A 17,491-nucleotide genomic window follows, 5' to 3' on the forward strand; every position below is an offset into this window, starting at 1 on the left:
GCAGCGCTCCAAAATATTACCTCATATCGTAGCCAAACAAATTTGGGTCTACTTCTCCTAACTGCAATTCTGCTAAACCATACTCTGCCCATCGCCTTTCTACCATCGCCGCCACATCTGGATCAGATTCCAAAGGCGAACCCCATTCATGGTTTGTTTCGGGCGGAATTTTTGTGGTTGCATCAATTCCCATGCGTCCACCTAAGCCAATCTTCTCACTAGCAAAATCCAACGTATCAAAAGGTGTATTTGGCAAAATGAATACATCCCGCACTGGGTCAACTTTGGAACTAATTGCCCATACAACTTGACGCGGATCACGAATATTTATGTCTTTATCCACAACAATTACAAATTTTGTGTATGTAAATTGTGGTAAAGCACTCCAAAACGCTAAAGCTGCCCGTCTTGCTTGTCCTGGGTATGCTTTATCTATAGAAATAATTGCGGCTTTGTAACTCAAAGCTTCCATTGGTAGGAAGAAATCGACAATTTCTGATACTTGTTGCCGCAATATGGGCGTATAAATGCGATTTAGTGCGATCGCCATCATCGCCTCTTCTTTAGGTGGACGACCGCTAAATGTTGTTAAATAAATCGGATTTTTCCGGTGCGTCATACACTCAAAGCGAATCAACGGCGAATCTTCCACGCCACCGTAATAACCCATGTGATCTCCAAAAGGGCCATCTGGTAAGACTTCCCCCGGTGTAATCGTCCCTTCGATGACAAATTCGGAATCTGCGGGAACTTCTAAATCTACAGTTTTACATTTCGCCAACTGCACACCCGAACCACCATAGAGTCCAGCAAACAGCCATTCTGATAAATCTATAGGTATGGGCGTAGCTGCTGCCATGATAATTAAAGGATCTACACCAAGTGCGATCGCAACTTCTAATTTCTTCCCACGTTCGGCTGCTTTTCGCAAATGCCTCGCCCCACCCCGCACCGATAACCAGTGAACTGTCATCGTATTCTTAGATTGCAGTTGCAAACGATACACCCCGACATTTGGTGTACCCGTCTCACAATCTTTGGTAATCACCAGCCCCAGCGTGATAATCTTGCCAGCATCACCAACATAAGGGCGTATCAAGGGTAACTTGTTTAAATCTAAATCATCACCTTGAAGCACCACTTGCTGACAAGCTGGGAAAAAGTCCCACCCTGGTTTTGCTTTCACCACATCAAACAGCACCTTACCAAAATCTATCGCTTGGGAAATCTTCTTCGGCGGCTTTGGTTGTTGCAGCATACTCAATTTTTTCCCCAGAGTTTCCAACTCCTCTGGATGCTGCATATTCATCGCCCAGCAAATCCGTTCTACAGTTCCCATCAAATTTACCGCCACCGGGAAGGAAGCGCCTTTGACGTTTTCAAACAACAACCCTGGGCCACCTTTTTGTAGCATCCGGTTGGAAATCTCAGCAATTTCTAAATTTGGGTCAACTAAAGCTGAAATACGCCGTAATTGTCCCCTTTCTTCTAAAATTTTAATGAATCCCCGTAAGTCTCTCGCCATTGTTTTAGTAAAGATGATTATTTAAGAAGTGTGAAGCGCTTTCTTATATTATTAATCAATTGTCATTGGGTATGGGGCATTAAAAAAAGACAAAGAACTTGTACCCCTCATTTCCCCCACTCGGGTAATTGTTGGATTTAATTGTAAATTAACCTATTTGGTAAGTTTTCTTAACTGTGTTTTTCAAAGTATTCAGTTATTGTATCTAAGGATACGCAATTATTTTTTAGAAATAAGCGTTAACCAAATCAAACATGGCCAAAATATACTATACCTTCCTAGCAGGCGGACTTGTTATATGTCCCCTGCTAGGTTTATTTGTTACAAATGAGATGTAGGGGCGTACAAATGTACACCCCTAACCAATGTATAAGTCAATACGCTTAGGTTAGAAACTTATTGGTTTTTTACCTAATAGATATTTGGTATTTGTAAACTCATCGAACTCACGTAGATTTAACTTAAATTCATATTTAATCAGCAAAAAGGCTCATGGCTTTCTCAAAACTTGATATTTAGTAAGCAAAAGAAGCTCTGACTTACTCATTATGAGCTTTGACTTACTCAAACCCCAGTTTGCTTTCTCATTTTGGTGTTTTCCGCAAGTCAAAGAAGCTTTGACTTACTAAAAAGAAGCTTTGACTTACTGATTTTGGTGTTTTCCGCAAGTCAAAGAAGCTTTGACTTACTAAAAAGAAGCTTTGACTTACTCATTTTGGTATTTTCCGCAAGTCAAATAAGCTTTGACTTACTAAATTCCTTTGTTTGCTAGTTTATTTAAGTAATTCACGCATTCATTCCCTCCTGCAAAATAGTCGAAACCCTTAACCTAAGAGTGTTTATGTATAAGTAGTCAGAAAATATTTTATAGCTAATAATTTTTTACAAGCTCATTAAACTCAGAATAATAAACCTAAAGGGTGTGAGATATTCAAGTAATAATGTTGATTTTACCAGTGTCAATGTCGTAACAAGCCCCAACAATTTTTAGTTTACCTTCACGGAGCAATTTGGCTAAAATTGTTGAGCTTTCCTGCAATTTTTCAGTCTGATATTGAATGTTGGCTATAACCGCATCTTGCATATTATCATCTGTTCTTAACTTTACTCTTTCTATAGATGGTTTGATGCCCTCAATAATCAAACCCATTCTGCCAGGAAGTGGTTCGTTTTTGATTGCTTCTGCTACTGCACCGCATCTTCTATGACCCAAAACTACAATCAACTGCAAACCCAATATTGCTGTAGAGTATTCCAGGCTACCTATAACCGTGTCACTGACGACATTACCAGCAACTCGCACGACAAATAAATCTCCAAGCCCTTGATCAAAGACGATTTCCGCAGGTACTCTAGAATCTGCACAACCCAATATGGCAGCAAAAGGATACTGAGCTTTAGCAACTAATCGCAGACGTTCTAGTGATTGATCAGGATATTGGCGTTTTTGATGGATAAATCTTTGATTACCATCCAGCAAGCGTCTTACAGCTTCATTGGGACTGACTGCATTAGGGTTAACTGGATGAATATCAGCAACAGCAATTTGTTGTGTACTCCAAAAGCGTAGGCGTAGCCCGCCGTAGGCATCGCTAAAAGCAGTAGCCGCAATACCTACCACACTTGCGAATTTTAAGAAATCACGTCGCCCTACAAATCCATTAATTCGACTCATGAATTTTCCTGACAACTGATGTATTGTCAGGAAGATATCAGACTCAAGCAAGATGCAATAGTACGCTCTTACACGATTTAAGAGTCATTTAATCTTTACGTCGCATGGTAATTTAGAACTTATCTACAGTACAGATTGACTATTATGCGCCTCAAGTAAATTTGAGATCATTTGTCAAATTTAAAATCAGGGTTAGCCATAAATAGGACAGTTTTTCTCATACATCATCTTCTGGTTACGAAAGAGTATAATTCGTGTCAAAAGCCAAAACGATCTATTGTTTGTATTTCCTGTATTTTTGGGAATACTTAATACAGTATTGGCTAGAGATATGGCTTTTTTAAACAAAATAAACTGGAATTTTCTCCGTAAAAGTGCTCCAAATAGCTCTGGGATAGATCCGTCTATCCCAAGCCAACAACCTGTAGTGCTGAAGAAACCTACAACACCATCAACCCTCAAAAACCTTGCTGAATTAGAGCATGAAATGGAGTTAAAGGGGCAGGTTCTCAAAACATCCCCTCAGCGATTACATAGCAAAGCCAAGTGGGGTATAGGTAGTAAACTTATTTGGATAACAATACTTATAGGCATTCCCGTTGGTGTAATTTGGGTAGCAAACCAGCCTTATCCGGTGATTCGCCGTCCGGTGATGCTCCATGCGCCTTTTTTGTTGCTACCCAGCTACATCAGCATGGATAATCACTATCGCAAGGCATTGGTATCAGTCGAGCAAGCTGAACAATTGATTGAAAAAGCTACTAGTCCCGCCGATTTGGCTTTGGGAGAACAGAAGCTACAAGAAACACAAAAACATTTAGATCAGTTACCAACTTCCTTTGTCAACGATTGGTCACAATACAAATATTGGTGGTATGACTCGCGATTCAGCATCTACGGTTTTAATGCATTTCGGAGTAAAGTTGGGCAGTTAGAAGCTCAGGTTTTTCAGGAAAAGAATGCTCAGTCCTTGCTTACCGATAATATGCAGACCTTCTTAAATGCAAAACAGCAATATGAACGAGCTGCAACAGTAATTGATAAACAAACTGCAACAGCTGCTTGGCAAACGGCACTTAATCAATTCGAGCAGATTCCTGGTCAAACTCTGGCAGGAAAAACCATACAAAATCAACTGGATAATTATAAGCGTGAGTTTAAAGAAGTTGTTGGATTGGCGGCGGGGAACGATCGCATCAGCGCCTTAATCACAGCAGCGCGGCAATTTTCCTGGCAAGCTGCCAAAGCTGGACAAAATCCGCCACACAAAGTAACTGAATGGCGACAGATAGAAAATTTGTGGATGGAGGCAATTGAGCGGCTTAAAGAGATTCCCTCAAAGGACGTGGCTGGTTATACCGAGGCACAGAAGTTACTAGCAATTTATGAGGCGAATTTAGGTCAAGTTAAGGTAAGACGGGAAGCTGAGGCAGATGCTGTGGAGGCAATGGAAGCGGCGCAACGAGAAATAGAAAGCTTGCTGGCTTCAATTTCTTCTGATGCTGATGATGGAGAGCGCAATCGGGTATTGAGCAAATTGCAAAGTATTATTAATCAATTAGAAAAGGTGCAAAATGGCACAACAGCCTATCTAAAAGCTCAAGAGTTACTATTATCAGCAAAAAATAAACTAAAGCAACTACAGGTTAAATAGATGCTACGCCTACGCTTTGATATGTCAATATCTTCGCCAAAAATATTTACAACATAATGAATCGGCTGTATGCCCTTACCTATGTATCTGGATCAGGGATTTCATGAATGGCATAAGTCCATTTGTACTATGTGTTTTCTGTTTGATTTTTAGCCAGTTGTGGTGAAGCGGCAACGCTAGCGCTGCTTTTTTACTGCATCTCTAAGAGCGCGGGCGTTAACAACTGGCCATCGGGTGGGACTTTTGAGATATAAGGGAATCCATTCCTTATACAACTTCCTCAATGTCCCTGTAACCCTGCTGATATCTCAATTAAAACTGCAACAGAAAATTTTTGATGCCAAATTGCCAGAACCACTCAATTAATTTACATCCTCGTCACTTTTCCCTGAATGAGCGTCCTGTTTTACCTCTCTACTTACTGTAGATGGGATTAAGAAACGCAAGGATAATTGGGGAGAATTATTTGAGCATCGAAACTGAAGGTCGCGGCAGTGGCAGGAAATATTATGGCTTTTGTATTAGCTATAGATAGCGTAGGCCCGCTATAGGCATCGCTATCACCTGGTAAAGCTCCCGGATTAAATTGGTGTTGTGTTGAACAAAGGAAACTCGAATTACTAGCGGATGTCAAATTGTTAACGGCAAAATTGACATTCGTGTATTCGAGTCGCGCTTACTTACTATTACTGTCACTAACGGCACACCTCAAAGCACTACTTTTAACATGCTTTTTGGTTCCCCATCGGTGGCAACTATTTAATATCTCTTACCTGCTCCCAGATATAGCTCACCCACTTTCGGGTCATTTAACAATTCTTCACCAGGGCCGGAGATGGCATCGCGTCCAGACTCCAGTACATATCCACGATTAGCCATCTCTAAAGCTTTACGGGCATTTTGTTCTACTAGTACGATCGCAGTACCCGCCTGATTAATTTGTTTAATCTGCTCAAACACTTGTGTCACCAAGATGGGGGATAAAGCAGCAGAAGGTTCATCCAAAATCAGCAAACTAGGTTCCAACATCAAAGCTTTGCCCATCGCTAGCATCTGGCGTTCTCCTCCAGATAGAGTACCAGCACGTTGACGACGGCGATCGCTTAGTCTGGGGAACATGGTAAATATTTTATCTTTAAGGGGTTTTAGGGAAACATTGAGGACAAAAGCACCCATCTCCAAATTCTCTTCAACACTGAGAGAGGGGAAGACGTTGGCGATTTGCGGTACATAGCACATTCCTCGTTCAACGATTTGATTTGACTTTAGCCCCACGATATTTTCATTTTTGAAGGTAATTGTGCCCGTGTGGGGGATCAAAAGCCCAAAAATCGCTTTTGCCAAAGTAGATTTACCAGCACCATTGGGGCCAATCACTGTTACCAATTCCCCTGGTGCAACTTGGAAATTCACACCTTGCAAGATATCTACGTCTTTGATGTATCCAGCATGGACATTTTGAACGTTTAGTAAATAGTCATTTGTCATTGGGCATTAGGCACTTGGCATTTGTCAGTGATCAGTGGTCATTGGCAAAAGACAACTGACCACTGACAACTGAACTATGGACTATTACGGAGTTTTTTGCAACTCCGGTCGTTCTTCTGCAAGAATCGCCCCTTCTACAGGGCAAACTTGGAGACATATGCCACAGTCGATGCAAGTGGCAAAGTCAATCCAGTACCAATTGTTTCCCTTGGCGTTTTTGCCTGGGCCATCATGAATACAAGCGACTGGACAAGCATCTACGCAGTCAGCGACACCTTCACAGACTTCTGTAACAATTGTGTGTGGCATGTTCTTGATTCCCTCTCTTCTGTATCGGCTATTTCTAGCCTAGCAGGGGACTGGAGGGGCTGGGGATTACAGATACTGCTGTCAAGGTGAATTCCCTTAGTTCCTCACTACGGTGTACATACAAGTCGGAAATAGTAGTCTGTCAAAGAATAATTGACGAGTACATTCTCTGTAGAGACGGCGATTTATCGCGTCTCTCTAACGTGCCAGTCTTTCAGACGCGATAAATCGCGTCTCTACATGAGGGCTTTCTGGCTTGTCCCAAGCGTATTGGGGTAAAACTGGACTGACTTGTGTGTACACCGTAGGCCTCTAAAGTAAGGGCTGTATCCGCAACAAAGCTGGTAAATCCAGAGAAGCGAGGTGTTGATAAGCTTGATCTATGGCACGCTTGCCTCTGAGAAAGCCTGTATTAGCTCCGGGACAAATGTAGCGGAGAGTTTCTGGTGTAAAACGTTCTAACAAAAATCGAAGACTCTGAATTTGCCTAGGCCAGTGAAAGGTTTTCGCTTTCCGTAATGGTACTGGTTGACCCTGCTGATTAGGGACTAAATGGCGACCAGAAAACAATATACCTTCAAGTTCACTGTAGTATAAGCAAGATGAGCCGGGAGAATGACCTGGTGTCCAAATGACTTGTGTTGCTGCATTGAGAGTAAATTGCTGACTAAAGGTAGTCACAGTTAAGCCTGGTAATAAATAAGCTTCTTGCTCTTGAATCAGCACTTCACACCCAAAGGTTTGCTGAATTTCAGATGTCTTGCCAATAGCGCCTCGATTGGTGAGAACTAACCAACGTATGCCTCCATGCGCTCCGAAAAAATCTTGATTTGTTTGGTCTAGGGCAGGGCAGTCTATGAGGATATTGCATTCATTTCTTACAATAAAATAAGAAGTTCCTCCTAATGTGTCCCGATTGGGTGGAAAAGCAAAAATGCTCTCTTGTGCGAAGTCCGATTGCACAGAACTTCCGCTAGGAACTTCGTTCGGGAACACAGCCCGTGGTGGCTTAGTTGTATGACTTGGCACTTGAGGTAAAGGGGACATGATCAAAGAACCGAAACTGAGGAGTTGTGGACAATCTGGTTACAGTGGAGAAATTCTGAAGAATTGAAACTTGAGAGTTAACTAGCGCTGTTAACCGTTGTTAAAAAAATTGAGGTTTGAAGTCTACCTTGTAGTTAATGCTATGGTGCTGAAGCTACTGGTGGGGCGTTTTGTCCAAATTACTGAAGATAATATGGCATTTTCGTTTCTATTTACCCTCCTACTGGGGCTAGCTACTTATCTAATGATGCAGCACAGGGTTGCTCAGATGACTCGGACGCCAGTATGGTTGTTGTGGCTGGTTTTAATGACACCAGCATTTCTGTTGAGCGGATGGACGCTGATGTACGGAGCGAAACAATCTCCGCCGCCAACGCTGATCATTTGGTCGTTATTTGTTTGTCCACTGTTGTACTGGATATTGTTTCAATGGGGGCGTCAAGCGCCAACAGATACACCAATCCAAGCTCCAGCCGAAGCCTTAGAATCACAGCCGGCTATCCAGGCTACCCCGGAACCTATAGTGCGTCACATTGAGCCAAAAGAAGAAACTCAACTGCGAAATTGTTTTCCTTGGTCTGTATACTACATTCAAAATATTGAGTATCGACCACAAGCTGTGATTTGCCGTGGTCAGTTGCGAACTCAAGCCAGCAACGCTTACCAGCAGATTAAGACTAATATTGAATCACAATTTGGCGATCGCTTCGTGCTAATTTTTCAAGAAGGTTTCAATGGCAAACCTTTCTTTGTGCTGGTTCCTAACGCTCAAGCTGCTAGAGAGACAAATATACCACGACGCAACCAGGAACGGTTAACTCGCCCAGCATTAGCAGTTCTACTACTAATAGCTACTTTGCTAACTACTACCTTGGTGGGTGTGGAAATTGCTGGGGTTACTCTTCCGCCTCTATGGCAAATTGGCTCTTTGTTCAAAGTTCTATCTAACCCAGATATCCTATTCAAAGGATTACCCTACGCCTTAGCATTGATGACTATTTTGGGTATTCATGAATTGGGACATTATTTAACAGCTAAATTCTACAATATTCGCTCGACGTTGCCTTACTTTATTCCCGTGCCTTTCTTCTTGGGAACTTTTGGCGCATTTATTCAGATGCGTAGTCCTACTCCCAATCGCAAAGCTTTATTTGATGTTAGTATCGCTGGCCCAATTGCAGGTTTTGTTGTTACCTTGCCATTACTAATATGGGGGTTGGCTCATTCTGATGTGGTTTCCGCTACTGAAAAAACCCGACTTTTGAATACTGATGCCCTTAATCCCAAATATTCAATTTTACTAGCGGTACTCTCGAAGTTAGCCTTGGGAAGTCAGTTAACAGCACAATCCGCTCTTGATTTGCATCCAGTGGCTGTAGCTGGTTTTCTAGGACTAATTGTTACAGCTTTAAATTTAATGCCTGTGGGACAATTAGATGGAGGTCACATTATCCATGCGATGTTTGGACAACGAACTGCGCTTGTAATTGGTCAAATTGCTCGCGTGTTGTTGCTACTACTGGCTTTAGTTCGCGAAGAGTTTTTGTTGTGGGCAATTATCTTATTATTTATGCCGTTGGTTGATGAGCCTGCACTGAATGATGTTACTGAATTGGATAATGGACGTGATATTTGGGGATTACTGGCAATGGCTTTGTTGATTATAATTATTTTGCCATTACCGCAGGCGATCGCTAGCTTTTTGCAAATTTAAAAGTCTCTCCTTTTTCCAACTACAAAACTAACCAAAAGCAAAAACGTGTTACAGTTCATAACATTTTCAGCACTGGCTATGGTTTATCTCGGTTTTTAGGTAGCGCTTTAATTGGTATTTTATCCATCGCTCAATTACTGCGCTAATTGTCTTTTTGTCCACAACTCAGTTGTTATAGGATTGCTATATAATATTGTTAATTTTTGATCTTAGTAGTTGTTTTGCGTCAAGCTTTTTATCTTAGAAGCTGTTTCTTCTGGTTTTCCAGAGAGAGGGAAAATTAAAATACTTTTGATTGCGTTGTTATTTACTAATTCTTTTAACCGATGTAATTGGTTATCAGTAATCGCAACTCCAGCATAATTTTTAGCATAATTTAATTCTTCCTTGAAATTCGTCTCATTATAAGCTTGAATAAACACTCTATCAACATTCCATTTTTGCCAATCAGCTGCGAAATATCGTTTAGCCCAGTAAGGGTTATGATGACAAATATCAAAACTAACTGAAGAGTTAGCTTGTTTCATCGCAGCTATCATTTGCTGCAAAAAATTAGTTAATTTAGCCGTGCGATCAATTTTGCCGGGTAGTTCAGCATGATAGCCTAGATAATCATCCCATTGAACTGCATCAATCTTCGGATATTTTTGGACGAACTCCACTAAGATATTTTTAAATAAACTAGCAACCTCAGGAATCTCCACATCAAGAACATAATGATCAATTCCAAGATATGTTTTATCTACGCCAGGAACAAGCCATTTCTGAGAAATTGCTAAATCATAAATCGGACTGTTTTTATCGATTTTAATACCTTTCTCGAAATAAGCGTGAACTTGCATTCCCTGGATGTGCGCTTCATCAATCAACCAATTTAACCATCGTTCTTGAAACAGGTTTGGACAACTTTTATACCCTAGCGTTTGCTGCATAACATCGCTATTGTACATCGTACAACCATTACCCCAAACACCGTGAATAATCGTATTAATTCCTTGAGAGCGATAGTAACGAACTCTCTGACGAATCGTTTGTTCATCAGCATTATTCGTAACTTGGTAGCGACTTAAATAAATTCCTCTAAATACTTTCTTCTTCCAAGGAGTTGGAGGTAATGGTGCTTTTGGAAGTGTTATTGGTTTAACTGAAACTTGCTTATTATTAGGAGTAAGACTTGAAGGGATTGATAAAGAGGAAGTGGGAGTTGAAGAAGTAATTGGAGTGGGAGTAGAATTTAAAATAGGAATAGTTATTTGTTGAATCTTAGATAAAAGGTTGCTGATGTCTAAATTTCCTTTTTGACTGAACCACCAATAACCACCTCCTAAGATAATTATGATTACGGAGAACGGAATATTTGAGCATCCACATCCATTTGGCTTTTTGTTTTGGCGCGACATAGTAATATGATGATTGTCTGGCAATCTTAATCTATATATATATAGATTGCTACAATTTCACATCTATGCTTTCCAGATACAAGCTCTAACAAACTGAGCTTCACTATGAATGGTAAAACTTGCTCTAATCGCTCTCTATGAATTCAAGCTAATGAGCATTTAAATTGCATAAAAGCAGTGCTGGAGCCGCCTACTACAAGCGAATCATTCTGGAAAAATGTATAGCAATTAGTTTACCTCAAGCAAGCTGCTAGAACTAATGACTAATTAGGGCGTACTCTAAACTTAATTCCCCCTATAAACCTACGGTGTACACACAAGTCGGAAATAGTAGTCTGTCAAGGAATAATTGACGAATACATTCTCTGTAGAGACGGCGATTTATCGCGTCTCTCTAACGTGCCAGTGTTTCAGACGCGATTTATCGCGTCTCTACATGAAGGTTTTTTGGCTTGTCCCAACCCTATTGCGGTAAAACTGGACTTGACTTGTGTGTACACCCTAGCCCTGTAAATAGGGGGAATATGTTGTATTAAAACTAATTCGATATTGAATTAGCTGCCTCCGAAACCTTCTCGGCTGGTGGAAACCCACCCATGCGAATCTCAGAAGTGAAAGAAGTAATACTAAATCCACCAAAACTTTTAAAGACATTTACCCGCATTCGCAAATTGGGGCTAGCAAACCACAGGCGTTCCTCTGATGACATCGTTTCATCCTCTGTAGTTAGGATTAAAGCACCATCACTGTCAATTTTATAGCGTCCGGCAACTGGGGTTTTCTCGGTATCAACTATTTCCCGCAGTAACTTGCCTTGAGCCTGGTTATCTGCATCAGGTATCGAAACTAATACAGTTGAACCACTGTGTTTTGCTTGATCCTTTTCCATCGTACCGTTCCAGGTGATTTTAGTGCCACAGGAGGCGGAACTAGGATTAATTTCGTACTGTTGACACAGTTTGATCACTTCTGGATGATCTACTGCCAGCGTCTCAATGATGATGTCTGACTTGCCATTTTCAGATTGATTAAAAGCCAAATGTTGACTAGTACGATGAGAAAACCATTTACCAGCGCTTAATTGAAAAAACTCTTCAATATTCATGAATGAAATTACCTGCATTAAAATGCTAAGATTACCACTTAATGATTATTAAAAGGTAGCAGCAGGGTTTAATATTATGCTTGATTGCCTATTTCTTCAAGCTTTTTGAGGCCAATTCTAGCTGCCTCAGCAACGTTGAAATGATTATCTTTTTCCAAGTATTTTAAAGCTGAGACACTTTTGGGAGTGGGAAGATTTGCCAAGGCTTCTGCCAAACGCTGCCTTACTAACCAATCATCTGATTGGGCGAAGCGCAGGATCTTATCGACAGATTCAATGTCTTGAATTTCTCCTAGTGCAGAGATTGCAACTTGTTGCAACACTACTTCTTTGCTATCCAATGCCTGAAGCAGAATTTGACGGGCACGGGGGTCTTTAATGTTACCTAGAGAAACGGCTGCACTCAAGCGTACTAGCCACTCAGTATCTTCATAAAATGCCCGTGACAGTACCTCAAAGGCTCTAGCATCACCCAAATATCCTAAAGCACCGGCAGCATCAGCACGTATACCATAATCTGGGTCATTTACGAGAATTTTCACCAAAATTGAATAACATTCTGGTGTTGGCTTGATTCCAAGGGCAAATATTGCCATCGATCGCAGTTGCAAAGATTCGTCGTCTAATACCTTTTTAATCAAAGGGACTGCATCTGTAGGGGAAACATGACGCAGATTCGCCAAGGCTACCATGCGATCGCGCAGATTCGGACTGTCTAACTGAGTAGAAATTTCTTGTAAGCTGAGATTTGTCATTTAGTTAAAAGTGTTTTCTTTACTTAATCTTAATTTACCTGATTAGTTCATTAGGCTGTCGCCGTGGCAAAATAGGAGTTTGGCGACTTTACAAAATGGCTCAATTATGAGTGAAAAATAAACAAATATTACTTTTTGCGAGATTATATATTGAATTTAGCAGTCAGACTTAACACTTAACTGTGCCTGAGGTATGAAGAGAAGACTAGGGTGGCAAACGTAAGTTAAGGGTATAACTGTCAAATACAGCATTAAACTTTTAGCTCAAACAGCACAAGTTCCACATCTGTCCCTTGGGGAATGTGAGATGAATGGACTGTAAAAATTCAACTATTTGTACAAGTTTGCTTCAAACTGTATATAGACTAGCTTTGAAAACGGAGAGGGAGGGATTCGAACCCTCGTTAAGTTTCCCTAAACAGACTTTCCAGGTCTGCGCCTTCAACCACTCGGCCACCTCTCCAGGTGCCACGATTCACGATTATACTATGAAATCCCAGAAAATGCAAAGATAGAGAAAGACATTTTAGATTGAATCTGAAAGTTCTAATCCCAAAACGCAAATCCAGATGTCTTGTACATACACAATTAAAGTTCGCGATCGCGCCACTGGCAAAATATATAGCCTACAAGTGCCAGAAGACCGCTATATCCTGCACACTGCCGAAAAACAAGGGGTGGAACTGCCGTTTTCTTGCCGTAATGGGGCTTGCACTACTTGTGCAGTGAGGGTGTTGTCGGGAGAAATTTACCAACCGGAGGCGATCGGATTGTCGCCAGATTTACGTCGGCAAGGTTACGCCTTGTTGTGTGTGAGTTACCCCCGTTCTGACTTGGAGGTGGAGACGCAAGACGAAGATGAAGTCTATGAACTCCAGTTTGGACGCTATTTTGCTAGGGGGAAAGTTAAAGCGGGTTTACCGTTAGATGAGGAATAGGATTTTGTTCACGCAGAGGCGCAGAGGCGCAGAGAGAAGTTTGAGTGGTATCTGGGTGCGAAAAATAGTTATTTTGGGTTGTTTATTGCTTTTGGTGGGTTGCCAAGGTAAAAATCAACTGCCAAACAATGAGGCTCAGGTGAAGGTAGCGCGGGTAGTTAGTGGGCAAAGTTTGGAAGTGTTAGGTATGGCTGAACAACCAAATTTGATTTCTCAGGTGCGGTTAGTGGGGATTGATGCACCAGATTTGCGACAGCGCCCTTGGGGAGAAGCAGCAAAAGAACAGTTAGAGGATCTAATTGGTGGTGCAGAACAATCGGTAACGCTGGAGTTTGATTTAGAAGCAAAAGATAAAATTGGGCGAACTCTAGCTTATGTGTGGAAAAATAAGGTGTTGTTGAATGAAGAATTGGTGAAACAAGGGAATGCAATGTTTGTAGGGCGATCGCCTAACCACAAATATGACCAGCGTTTAGAACGTGCCCAACAATGGGCTAGACTCATGGGACAAGGAATCTGGAACTCAGAAAAACCCATGCGTCTTACTCCCTCTGAGTTTCGCCGCCAAAATCTTTAATGAGTGCTGAGTCTTGAGTGCTGAGTCCTGAGTGGGGAGTAATGAGTAATGAGAGAGAGATAGAATAACCAATGCCCAATGCCCAATGCCCAATGCCTAATAACAAATGACTAATCTACAAATTTTTCTAGATATTGCGACAGAAGCGGCGTTAGCTGCTGGTGCCATTTTGCAAGGTTACTTGGGTAAGTTAGAAGATGCAATTATTGAAAAAGGACGCCCTGGTGATTTAGTCACTGCTGCTGATAAAGCCTCAGAAGAGTTGATTTTAGAAATTTTGCGCTGCCACTTTCCTCAGCACTCTATCCTCGCTGAAGAATCAGGGAAATTAGGTAATCAAGAGAATGAATACCTCTGGACAATAGATCCTCTAGATGGCACAACCAACTACGCCCATCAATACCCATTCTTCGCCGTCTCCATTGGGCTTCTAATTAATGGCGTTCCGCAAGTTGGTGTAATTTATGACCCCTTCCACAATGAGCTATTTCGTGCCGCTACTGGCTTAGGAGCAACGCGCAACCGTCGTCCCATCAAGGTTTCAAAAACATCGGAACTGAGTAAGAGTCTACTAGTGACAGGATTTGCCTACGATCGCCGCGAAACCTCTGATAACAACTATGCAGAATTTAGTCACCTTACCCATCTTACCCAAGGAGTCAGACGTAGCGGTTCAGCAGCGCTAGATTTGGCGTATGTTGCTTGTGGACGTGTTGATGGTTACTGGGAACGAGGACTTTCTCCTTGGGATATTGTCGCTGGTATAATTTTGTTACAAGAAGCTAGCGGCAAAGTCACCGCCTACGATGGCACTCCCTTCAAAATTGAGTCTGGTAGAATTCTCGCAACAAATGGTTATATTCACGACACTCTCAGTAGCGAACTTTTACAAGTTCCGCCCCTGTCAGCTTGGGTGTGAGGGAAGATGGGGAGTAAAAATTTTAGATTTTAGATTTTGGATTTTGGATTGAAATTTAATCCAAAATCGTCAATCCAAAATCCAAAATTGAATTGCCCAATGACAATTTGCTACTGACGAATCACTGATCAACCGAAGTAAACTAGAAAGAATCTAACTGCTCCTTTGGTGCAAGACCTCTATATGTCTTTCAAAATAGATCGTGGACTATTTAAATATGATTTCATAGATCATCACGCAGTATTGTGCGTTCCAGTTGATGCGGATGTCAAAGAGATTCGCAAACGCTATCTCCAAATCGCCCGCCGTTTGCACCCGGACAGTAGTTTTACTGAAAGTGCTGCTCAAAAACAACTAGGGAACGAATTGTTATCAAAGTTAGTTAACCCAGCTTACGAAAAACTGTCTGGCGATCGCACTCGTGCGGAATATATTCTAATTTTGTCGCAAATTGGCAAGCGCCTGGTACAAGAGTCTACTTCGGTGACTCTAAACACCGACTTGGCTAGACAGTTAGTTGAGGCGTCGAATACTGAGCATTTTTATAAAACTGCGATCGCTAAACTAGCCCAAACCCAATATGATTCCTTAGATCAAGCGCTGCAAGTCATTGCTCAAATTAGTGAGTTGAATTTAGTCTATTTAATGCGGAGTGCAGGCAAAGCATCCGCAGCGCCGCCGCCACCTGCTCAACCCAAAGTCCAATCAGGTACGCCTCAGGCAAATACACCAAAAGATACACCATCAGCCCCAGCATCGACACCATCCAAAGAAGACTCGATTATAGAACAGTATGTTCGTCGCGCTCAATCTTTGATTGATAAAAACCAATTTGCCCAAGCCAAGGTTGAGTTGCAAGATGCCCTAAAGCTAGAACCTAAAAATAGTCGCTGCCATAGCTTAATTGGAATGGTGTATTTGAAGCAAAATCAGCTAAAAATGGCAAAAATCCACTTCGATAACGCTCTAAAATTAGACCCTAATGACCAAACAGCGTTGCAATGGAAACCGAAAATAGATAAGGCTTTAGGACAACAACCTAATGATCATAAGGTGACTTCATCCCCCAATAATAGAGATAAGCAACCAGATAAATCTGGTAGTGGCGGTTTGTTCGGTGGTTTGTTTGGTGGGAAGAAAAAATAATGGTGTATCAACCAGCAGCGGGAGCCAGGGATTTATTGCCCTTGGATGTGGAGAAAAAACGCTGGATTGAAGAGCGGTTACAGCAGGTGTTTCACCGTTGGGGATATCACAGGATTATCACCTCGACTTTAGAGCGGATGGATACCCTGATGGCAGGAGAAGCAATCCAGCGTCAAATGGTGATTCAACTACAACAAAATGGTGAAGATGATGAATTAGGGCTACGTCCAGAATTAACAGCATCCATTGCTCGCACCGTTGTCACTAGGATGGCTGGTGTCACTTATCCGCAACGGTTGTACTACAACGCTAATGTATTTCGCCGCACTTGGGAAAGTAGGCATAATCGCCAGCAGGAGTTTTATCAAGCTGGGGTGGAGTTGTTAGGTGCTGGCGGATTGTTAGCAAATGCCGAAGTACTGCTGTTAGTTGCAGATTGTTTAGCAGCATTAGGTTTGCGGGGATGGCATTTAATTTTAGGTGAGGCGGGAATCACCCGATCGCTCCTGAGTGCCTTTCCTGCTAATCTACAAAATAAAGTTCGCAATGCGATCGCTCATCTTGACCGGATTACTATAGATACTTTACCCCTGAGTGATCAACTGCGCGATCGGGCCCGAATCATGCTGGATCTGCGTGGCTCTAGTGCAGACGTGTTGCAAAAAGTCAGTAGTTTGGATCTAGATGAAGAACAGCGAGAGGCAGTGAATAACCTCAAATCCCTAGTAGAATTACTAGAATCAGAGAAAAAATTTCCGTTAATCCTCGACCTCAGCCTCATCCAGACCATAGACTACTACACTGGTATTGTCTTTGAAGTTGTCAACGATACCGAATCCCAAGCCAGAGTTTTAGGGCGCGGTGGTCGCTACGATCAGCTTTTAGGACTATATCATCCCCAAGGAGAAAACATTCCGGGAATTGGTTTTGGACTCAACATCGAAGATTTATACCAAATTTTGTTGTCTACTCAGCAATTACCACAAGCAACCCCAGCTAGTAACTGGTTAGTAGTTCCAGAAACACCGAGTGCTAACGCTCCTGCTTTTGCCTACGCGCAAAAACTCAGAGATTCTACTCATCTGGTGCGGGTAGAAATTGATTTGGGGGGAAGGGATGCAGAGGCTATTCGCCAATATGCACGCGATCGCGGCATTGCCCAAATTGCCTGGATTAAAGTTGATGGCTCCCCAACCATTGAATCATTGCGTTAGTGGGCATGGGGCATGGGGCATGGGG

General features: G+C 42.0%; 15 protein-coding genes and 1 tRNA gene. 7 read left to right on the top strand and 9 right to left on the bottom strand.

Annotation, left to right across the window (positions count from 1 at the left end; translation table 11 throughout):
* Positions 1-16: 16 nt before the first annotated feature.
* Both F8S12_RS26405 and F8S12_RS26410 read right to left on the bottom strand, forming a co-directional pair.
* Complete coding sequence (locus F8S12_RS26405; protein WP_196519255.1) at positions 17-1,525, bottom strand: UbiD family decarboxylase; 1,509 nt, start codon at positions 1,523-1,525, stop codon at positions 17-19.
* Between the two features lie 931 nt (positions 1,526-2,456).
* The gene (locus F8S12_RS26410) at positions 2,457-3,200 is read right to left on the bottom strand and encodes a carbonic anhydrase (protein WP_196519256.1); all 744 of its coding nucleotides are present in this window, start codon (positions 3,198-3,200) and stop codon (positions 2,457-2,459) included.
* 331 nt (positions 3,201-3,531) lie between these two features.
* Here F8S12_RS26410 and F8S12_RS26415 point away from each other — a divergent pair, with 331 nt between their 5' ends.
* A complete protein-coding gene (locus F8S12_RS26415; protein ID WP_196519257.1) occupies positions 3,532-4,854 on the top strand; it encodes a hypothetical protein in 1,323 nt (440 codons plus the stop codon).
* Positions 4,855-5,613: 759 nt separating this feature from the next.
* On the opposite strand, the gene F8S12_RS26420 is transcribed toward F8S12_RS26415, so the two are convergent.
* The 3 genes from F8S12_RS26420 to F8S12_RS26430 all read right to left on the bottom strand — a co-directional run bounded on the left by F8S12_RS26420 (position 5,614) and on the right by F8S12_RS26430 (position 7,698).
* The gene (locus tag F8S12_RS26420) at positions 5,614-6,342 is read right to left on the bottom strand and encodes an ABC transporter ATP-binding protein (RefSeq protein ID WP_196519258.1); all 729 of its coding nucleotides are present in this window, start codon (positions 6,340-6,342) and stop codon (positions 5,614-5,616) included.
* 84 nt (positions 6,343-6,426) lie between these two features.
* Positions 6,427-6,651: an indolepyruvate ferredoxin oxidoreductase subunit alpha gene (locus F8S12_RS26425; RefSeq protein ID WP_196519259.1), complete on the bottom strand. Its 225-nt coding sequence runs from the start codon at positions 6,649-6,651 to the stop codon at positions 6,427-6,429.
* A 312-nt stretch (positions 6,652-6,963) separates the two neighbouring features.
* Positions 6,964-7,698: an MBL fold metallo-hydrolase gene (locus F8S12_RS26430; RefSeq protein WP_196519260.1), complete on the bottom strand. Its 735-nt coding sequence runs from the start codon at positions 7,696-7,698 to the stop codon at positions 6,964-6,966.
* A 142-nt stretch (positions 7,699-7,840) separates the two neighbouring features.
* On the opposite strand from F8S12_RS26430, the gene F8S12_RS26435 reads away from it, so the two are divergent.
* Entirely contained in the window at positions 7,841-9,412 is a 1,572-nt protein-coding gene (locus F8S12_RS26435; RefSeq protein ID WP_196519261.1) for a site-2 protease family protein, read from the top strand.
* Between the two features lie 209 nt (positions 9,413-9,621).
* Here the strand turns inward: F8S12_RS26435 and F8S12_RS26440 are convergent, their stop codons facing one another.
* From F8S12_RS26440 to F8S12_RS26455, 4 genes are all read right to left on the bottom strand, one after another.
* Positions 9,622-10,812: a family 10 glycosylhydrolase gene (locus F8S12_RS26440; protein ID WP_196519272.1), complete on the bottom strand. Its 1,191-nt coding sequence runs from the start codon at positions 10,810-10,812 to the stop codon at positions 9,622-9,624.
* A 538-nt stretch (positions 10,813-11,350) separates the two neighbouring features.
* Complete coding sequence (locus F8S12_RS26445; protein WP_196519262.1) at positions 11,351-11,917, bottom strand: phycobiliprotein lyase; 567 nt, start codon at positions 11,915-11,917, stop codon at positions 11,351-11,353.
* 74 nt (positions 11,918-11,991) lie between these two features.
* Positions 11,992-12,672, bottom strand: coding sequence for a HEAT repeat domain-containing protein (locus F8S12_RS26450; RefSeq protein WP_196519263.1), 681 nt, complete (start codon positions 12,670-12,672; stop codon positions 11,992-11,994).
* Positions 12,673-13,050: 378 nt separating this feature from the next.
* Positions 13,051-13,135 (bottom strand) — tRNA-Ser (locus F8S12_RS26455).
* A gap of 106 nt (positions 13,136-13,241) precedes the next feature.
* Between F8S12_RS26455 and F8S12_RS26460 the strand changes: the two genes are divergently transcribed.
* The 5 genes from F8S12_RS26460 (at position 13,242) to F8S12_RS26480 (ending at position 17,466) form a co-directional block, all read left to right on the top strand.
* Positions 13,242-13,610 (top strand): 2Fe-2S iron-sulfur cluster-binding protein, encoded by a 369-nt coding sequence (locus F8S12_RS26460; RefSeq protein WP_196519264.1) that lies wholly within the window; start codon positions 13,242-13,244, stop codon positions 13,608-13,610.
* Positions 13,600-14,187, top strand: a complete 588-nt coding sequence (locus F8S12_RS26465) for a thermonuclease family protein (protein ID WP_196519265.1) — start codon at positions 13,600-13,602, stop codon at positions 14,185-14,187. The genes F8S12_RS26460 and F8S12_RS26465 overlap by 11 nt, the downstream gene beginning before the upstream one ends.
* Before the next feature lie 106 nt (positions 14,188-14,293).
* Entirely contained in the window at positions 14,294-15,106 is an 813-nt protein-coding gene (locus tag F8S12_RS26470) for an inositol monophosphatase family protein (RefSeq protein ID WP_196519266.1), read from the top strand.
* A gap of 183 nt (positions 15,107-15,289) precedes the next feature.
* Positions 15,290-16,252, top strand: coding sequence for a J domain-containing protein (locus F8S12_RS26475; RefSeq protein WP_196519267.1), 963 nt, complete (start codon positions 15,290-15,292; stop codon positions 16,250-16,252).
* Entirely contained in the window at positions 16,252-17,466 is a 1,215-nt protein-coding gene (locus F8S12_RS26480) for an ATP phosphoribosyltransferase regulatory subunit (RefSeq protein ID WP_196519268.1), read from the top strand. The genes F8S12_RS26475 and F8S12_RS26480 overlap by 1 nt, the downstream gene beginning before the upstream one ends.
* Positions 17,467-17,491: the final 25 nt, after the last annotated feature.

The sequence above is a fragment of the Nostoc sp. WHI genome (assembly GCF_015714725.1).
Taxonomy (GTDB): domain Bacteria; phylum Cyanobacteriota; class Cyanobacteriia; order Cyanobacteriales; family Nostocaceae; genus Nostoc.